The sequence below is a fragment of the Myxococcus sp. AM011 genome, from assembly GCF_013372595.1.
Lineage (GTDB): Bacteria > Myxococcota > Myxococcia > Myxococcales > Myxococcaceae > Myxococcus > Myxococcus eversor.
In genome coordinates this window covers 1-5,435 of the sequence record NZ_JABXEM010000441.1, presented here as the reverse complement: position 1 = coordinate 5,435, position 5,435 = coordinate 1, and the positions used below count along the sequence as shown (strand labels likewise).

Here is a 5,435-nt window from a genome sequence, read left to right as displayed (position 1 = left end):
CCACCCGGCCCGGCGCCACCTCATCGGGAGCCGCGCGCCCAACGAGGGAGGTGTGAATGCGCCATGGCACATCGACCGTCATCACGCGCATCCTTCCGGGCAAGCGCGAGGCATTGGATGACTTGCTGAGCTCGGTCGCCAAGGCGAGACGAGAACTCTTCGAGGGAGTACCAGGATTGCACTTCGCGCGTTGGACCGTCGTCGACCTGGGCCCCAAGGCGGCCCCCGCAAGGGACCCTCGACTCATCTTCGGCGCTGATGCCGTCCTCGACACCCGGAGCACGAAGGCGGAGGCGCTGGACCGCGAGGTGCTCCGCGCCCTGGTGCACTGGTGGAGCACGCTTCATCAGCGCGGAGCCCAGGCCGCCCATCTGTTCGATGCCCTCTATCGGAACTGCGCGGGATATCCCGAGGCGGGCCTCGCCGAGCCCGAGGCCGTGGAGGACTACCTCGTCCACCACCGCGCTCCCGCCGTCACGCGGCACGTGGACTTCGCCTATCGCTTCCAGTCTCCCGAGGACCTGCGCGCCTCCGTGGACGCGCTGCGCGCGGTGAACGAGCACCTGGACGCGCGCGCCCCTCAGCTCGAGGAGACACCCTGGACGGGACGTCCCCGCCAGATGCCGGACCTCCATCACGAGCTGCGCGATGTCGCGCGAGCCGCCGCGCCGGGCCTGGAGGATTCGGGCTGGAAGGAGCGATTGGCGACCGCGCGTGACTCGGCTGCGGCATCCACGCTGACGTATGCCGTCTATCGCTATGCCTGGGCGCTTCCTGGCATCTACCTGCTCAAGGCGCGGATGTGGCTGCATGCGAGGAAACATCCCGACGCGCGTCCGATATCGTGGCCCGCGCACGGCATGGGCGACGCGCCCGCGATTCCGCCCGTCAGCGACGCCATGGTGCAGAACCCCATGGTGCACGTCGCGCGCATCGTCGATGACCCGGGTACGCTGGCACTGGCGCAGCTCGCGCTGCGCAGTGTGAATCTGCGCTTGAAGAGATACGTGGTGGGCCTCAATCACGTGCAGACCATCCACTGCGCACGGTGGCTGGTGTACAGCGACGAGGACGGGCGGGGACCGCACCACCTCATCTTCTTCAGCAACTACGACGACACATGGGAGTCGTACATCGACGCGTTCGTCGACCACGCGGACGTGCGGGGCTTCCTGGAGCTCATCTGGAGCAAGACCGAGGGCTTCCCCACGAAGACGCGAGGTATCGACCCGTCGATGCCCAAGGAGCGCCTCCCGGTGGAGCCCTTCAAGCACTGGCTCCGCGCGCACGAGGTCCCCACGCGCGTCTGGTACAGCGCGGCGCTCGACGGCACACCCCGCCAGCGGCACTCCGTCCTGCTGCTGCACAACGCGCTCCGACTGCGCGAGCTGCTCACGCGCGAGCGCATGGACCAACCCATGAAGGACCGGGGGGCTCGAAAGGCCCTGGCCGCATTCCTGTCGAGAGGCGCGTGCGACCCCGGTCGTCCGCTGCTGCGCCCTCTCGCCCTCGCCGTCCACTCGCTGTCCGCGCTGCTCGCCCCGCTCAGCAAGAGATGGCGAGAGCCCCGGAGGAAGCACCATGCGCACGTCCGAGCCGAGACTCCCGACTTCACCCACGCGGAGCCCGCCCCCGCCTGAGCCTTCGACGGAGGTGGACCTCCGCGACGTGCAGGGACTGCTGCTGCACGGCTATCGACACATGGGCGAGCTCACCCTGCTCTTCCTGCGCATCGACGACGCGGAGGGCTGCCGACGGTGGCTGCGCGAGCTGACGAGCGACGGGACCCTCACCCCCGCTGACCGCATGGAGTTCCAGCTCCGCATGCATGACTCCGCGCGCAGCCAGACGCGCGTCAACCTGGCGCTGTCCCATGCCGGGCTGATGGCACTCGGGATGCCCGAGGGCGTCCGCGCCACCTTCCCCCGCGAGCTGCGCGAAGGCATGGCCCTGAGAGCCCGCGAGCACCTGCGCGACGTGGACGAGAACGACCCGGACCACTGGATGCTCGGTGGGACGCGGCATGAGGACGCGCTGCAAGTGCTGTTGCTGCTGTATGCGACGGATGCCGCGAACATGGAGCCGCTGCTCCGCGAGCACCTGGAGCGGGCGCACCGGAACGGACTGCGTGAGGTCTTCATCCAGCGCGGTCAGCGACGTGCTCGCGAGGAAGATCCACCGGGCTACTTCCGCGACCACTTCGGCTTCCTGGATGGTGTGTCGCAGCCTCGCCTGGAGGGACTGGATGACCCCGCGACACATCCACGGGACTACGACAGGCCCGTGAAGCGCGGAGAGTTCCTGCTGGGCCACGCCAATGAGTACGGAGAGTGGCCGCTGTCGCCCCACGTTCCGGAGCACCTGCCGGGAGCGAGCGCACTGCCACCGGTTCCAGGTCTGCCAGGCCGAAGGGATTTGGGACACAACGGGACGTTCCTCGTCCTGCGCAAGCTGGAGCAGGACGTGCCGGCCTTCGAGCGATTCCTGGACGAGCAGGCCGCGCTCGCACCGGAGGGCAATCCCGAGGAGCGACGTGAGTGGGTGGCCGCGAAGCTGGTGGGACGAAAGCGCGACGGCGCGCCGCTCGCGACGCCGCGACGACACCGATTGCTGCGCAGGCTCCTTCCCTTCCTGTTCCAGAAGGACGGCACGCCCGCGCGTGCGAGCGGCACGGGCCCATCGCATCCCGACAACGACTTCCGCTACGCGCGCGATGACCCGCACGGCTACGGTTGCCCCATCACCGCGCACACGCGGCGGTGCAACCCTCGCGACGCACTGCCGCCCTCGCCTCGCGTGTCCACGGACGTCACGCGGAGGCATCGCCTCCTGCGGCGCGGCTTCAACTACGAGGACGCGGAGGGCAAGGGGCTCCTCTTCATCGCCCTCAACGCGCACGTGGGCCGTCAGTTCGAACTTGTCCAGAGAAGCTGGGTGCACTTCGAACAGCTCGGAGGCATTGAGGGCGCCGAGGACCCACTGGCCGGAGACGGCGGTGGGCGCCTGATCATCCCCGCGGATCCAATCCGGCAATGCGCGACATCCCTGGGAAAATTCGTGACAACGCGGGGAGGCGGGTACTTTTTTCTGCCGAGCCTGAAAGCGCTCTCCTTCCTCGGAATGAAAGAGCGCGTGGCGGATGACGGAAGCGACGTCCCGCGCTCGTGAAACCGCGTGGCTGTGGCAGACTTGTTCCTCGGGGGTTCGACGGATCCATGAGGCGCCGCGGCACACGGGAGTCTGCAAATGGCGACGTGGAATGACCTCATCCAGGCGACGCCCCGGCAGGTCGGGGGCAAGTCGCTGGATGATGGGTCGGCGGTGCTGCTGGAGGCACTGCTGGGGACGGAGGGGGAGCAGTTGGTCCTTCTGGGCCATCTGCATCGGGAACCGCACCTGCTGAGGGAGGGGGCCTTTCATCAAGGCCGGATCCACCTGGAGGATGCGACGCGGCCCGAGTGCACGCGTGAAGCGCGGCTGGAGCTGCTCAAGTCCGCGAGCCACTGCTTCACGGAGGCGCTGGCCGCGGAGCGGGACACCGCGCGCGTCTCGTTGATCTCCCTGCACCTGGGAATCTGTCGGTTGCTGCTGGGCAATCCGAAGGACGCCCGGGAGTGGACGGCGATGGCGAACCAGGCGGCGGTGGAGACGCTGAAGGACATCCTCACGGAGGCGACGGGTGAGCAGGGCTTCACGCGCAACCGCTACCTCGGGGGCATGCTGAACTTCGTCATCTTCTTCACCAGCTCCGCCACGCTGGGCGCGGGCTACCTCGTCTGGGACCGGGTGATGAGCAAGCGCTCCGACAAGGTGCTGCGCCGGGCACTGGCGCGCATGGAGCCGCTGGCGGGCTACATCGACTCCATCCGGGAGATGAGGCTGCGGCTCGGTGAGGCCGCGTCCACGGTGCCTCGGTATGTGGTGACGCACGCCGTGGATGACAGTCAGTGCCTGTCGCGCATCACCATCCGGGCGCTGGTGGGTGAAGGCGAGTCCGTGGACTTCAATGGGCGCGAGACTCGGCGGGTGTCACGCACGGGGTCTGAGCGGATCACGACGGTCATCCGGTAGAGCCGACGCCAGTCTCACTCCTCGTAGATGAGCGCGGCTGGCCTTCCCTCAATCAGGGCCGTGAGCTCCTTCCGGCTCTTGACCAGGAAGCCTGAGTAGGTTGCCTCCACCCCGTCGTACAGCTTCGTCACCTCCGACGGGCCAGGAACAGCCGGGTTCGCGGTGCAAGACACCACCTTCCGAACGCCGCCGAAGAGCATCACGGCGGGCCGCCCATTCAACGTGAGCCCTTTGTGCGACTCCTCGGCCCGGCCGAGTTCCTCGGCGCGTATCCGGGCTTCGTCGAAGCTCCGGGCGGCGATGAGGAAGACGTTCTCATTAACGGGAAAGCTCCTCTGCCGCCCCTCCTTCAACTGGATGTACATGATTACACTCGCCGCGTACCACGCCGTCTTCTGGCGCTTCATGGACCTTCCCTTCTGCGGTGATGGCGTTTAAGAGCCTTCCCAATCATCACAGGCCAATTCAGCAACCCAATCGAGCGTGTTTCCTCAATGCAGCGCATCATACTACCTGTCGAACCGGAGCCAGGCTCAACTTCTCAAGTAGTCATCTCCAATCCAGTGAAAGACTGGGCCAAACTGAATCCAAAGGCATGGGCAAAGCGATCCACAGACGGCACTTACGTCCTTCGAGCTGATCATTTTCATCACTCCAAATTAGTGAGTGATGCGGTTCGCGCTCGGGTTCAAGGAGATGGGCTCGAGGAGATTGAACCATACGCACCGAGACCAGGCAGCGCACCACTTATCGTCCTGCTCGAATCTCCCCACAAGAACGAGTACAGCAAGGACATCGAGGAGTTTGCTCCTCAGTGGCCCCTGAACGGCGAAAGCTCCCGCAAAAAAATGCAACGCCACCTTCGTCGTTTGACCGAAGCCGCTGGATTCACATGGGCAGACATCCAGTCAAAGGAAGTTACCCTAGTCAATCCAGTGCCACTCCAGACTTCCATGCATCGATTCTTCCCACACAAAGAGGGCTTGCATAAAACCCTGCGCGACCAGGTCTGGTGTGCGCTCTTTTCGCAGACTCGTTACTTCAAACTCTCGCTGCAGCTAAGAATCGACCAGTACGCTCCCTTCTTAATTCTCAATGCGTGCACAAAAAATCTCCAGGATGAGGTTCACAAGGTCTTGACGCGACTTCCATATCAAAGCGAGCGCATCAGCAACCATCCATCAATGTGGTTTTCACGAGATCGCTTGCTGCGTCCTGACGAAGTACGCGTCCTTAACACTACTGCATCAGGGGTAGGCCGAAGAGGGAATGGGCGGCGGAGGGCTGGGCGGGCAGGCCCTCATTGCATTGGCCGCCATCGGCCCCACTCATGAATGGGGTATGGACTCCTTCATGAACGCCGC

Annotated in this window: 4 protein-coding genes; 3 read left to right on the top strand and 1 reads right to left on the bottom strand. The window is 65.4% G+C overall.

The features are described from left to right. Nucleotides 1-56 precede the first annotated feature (56 nt). From HUW62_RS45615 to HUW62_RS45605, 3 genes are all read left to right on the top strand, one after another. Complete coding sequence (locus tag HUW62_RS45615; RefSeq protein WP_176438011.1) at nt 57-1,640, top strand: hypothetical protein; 1,584 nt, start codon at nt 57-59, stop codon at nt 1,638-1,640. Further along, a complete protein-coding gene (locus tag HUW62_RS45610; RefSeq protein ID WP_176438010.1) occupies nt 1,582-3,168 on the top strand; it encodes a Dyp-type peroxidase domain-containing protein in 1,587 nt (528 codons plus the stop codon). Before HUW62_RS45615 ends, HUW62_RS45610 begins: the two co-directional genes overlap by 59 nt. Nucleotides 3,169-3,246: 78 nt before the next feature. Beyond that, complete coding sequence (locus HUW62_RS45605; protein WP_176438009.1) at nt 3,247-4,071, top strand: hypothetical protein; 825 nt, start codon at nt 3,247-3,249, stop codon at nt 4,069-4,071. Between the two features lie 14 nt (nt 4,072-4,085). Here HUW62_RS45605 and HUW62_RS45600 read toward each other — a convergent pair whose 3' ends face one another. Continuing rightward, nucleotides 4,086-4,478, bottom strand: a complete 393-nt coding sequence (locus HUW62_RS45600) for a DUF4288 domain-containing protein (RefSeq protein ID WP_176438008.1) — start codon at nt 4,476-4,478, stop codon at nt 4,086-4,088. Between the last annotated feature and the right edge of the window lie 957 nt (nt 4,479-5,435).

Coding starts and splice junctions, on each gene's coding strand:
- HUW62_RS45605 (WP_176438009.1), top strand. CDS start 3,247: ATGGCGACGTGGAATGACCTCATCCAGGCGACGCCCCGGCAGGTCGGG.
- HUW62_RS45600 (WP_176438008.1), bottom strand. CDS start 4,478: ATGAAGCGCCAGAAGACGGCGTGGTACGCGGCGAGTGTAATCATGTAC.
- HUW62_RS45610 (WP_176438010.1), top strand. CDS start 1,582: ATGCGCACGTCCGAGCCGAGACTCCCGACTTCACCCACGCGGAGCCCG.
- HUW62_RS45615 (WP_176438011.1), top strand. CDS start 57: ATGCGCCATGGCACATCGACCGTCATCACGCGCATCCTTCCGGGCAAG.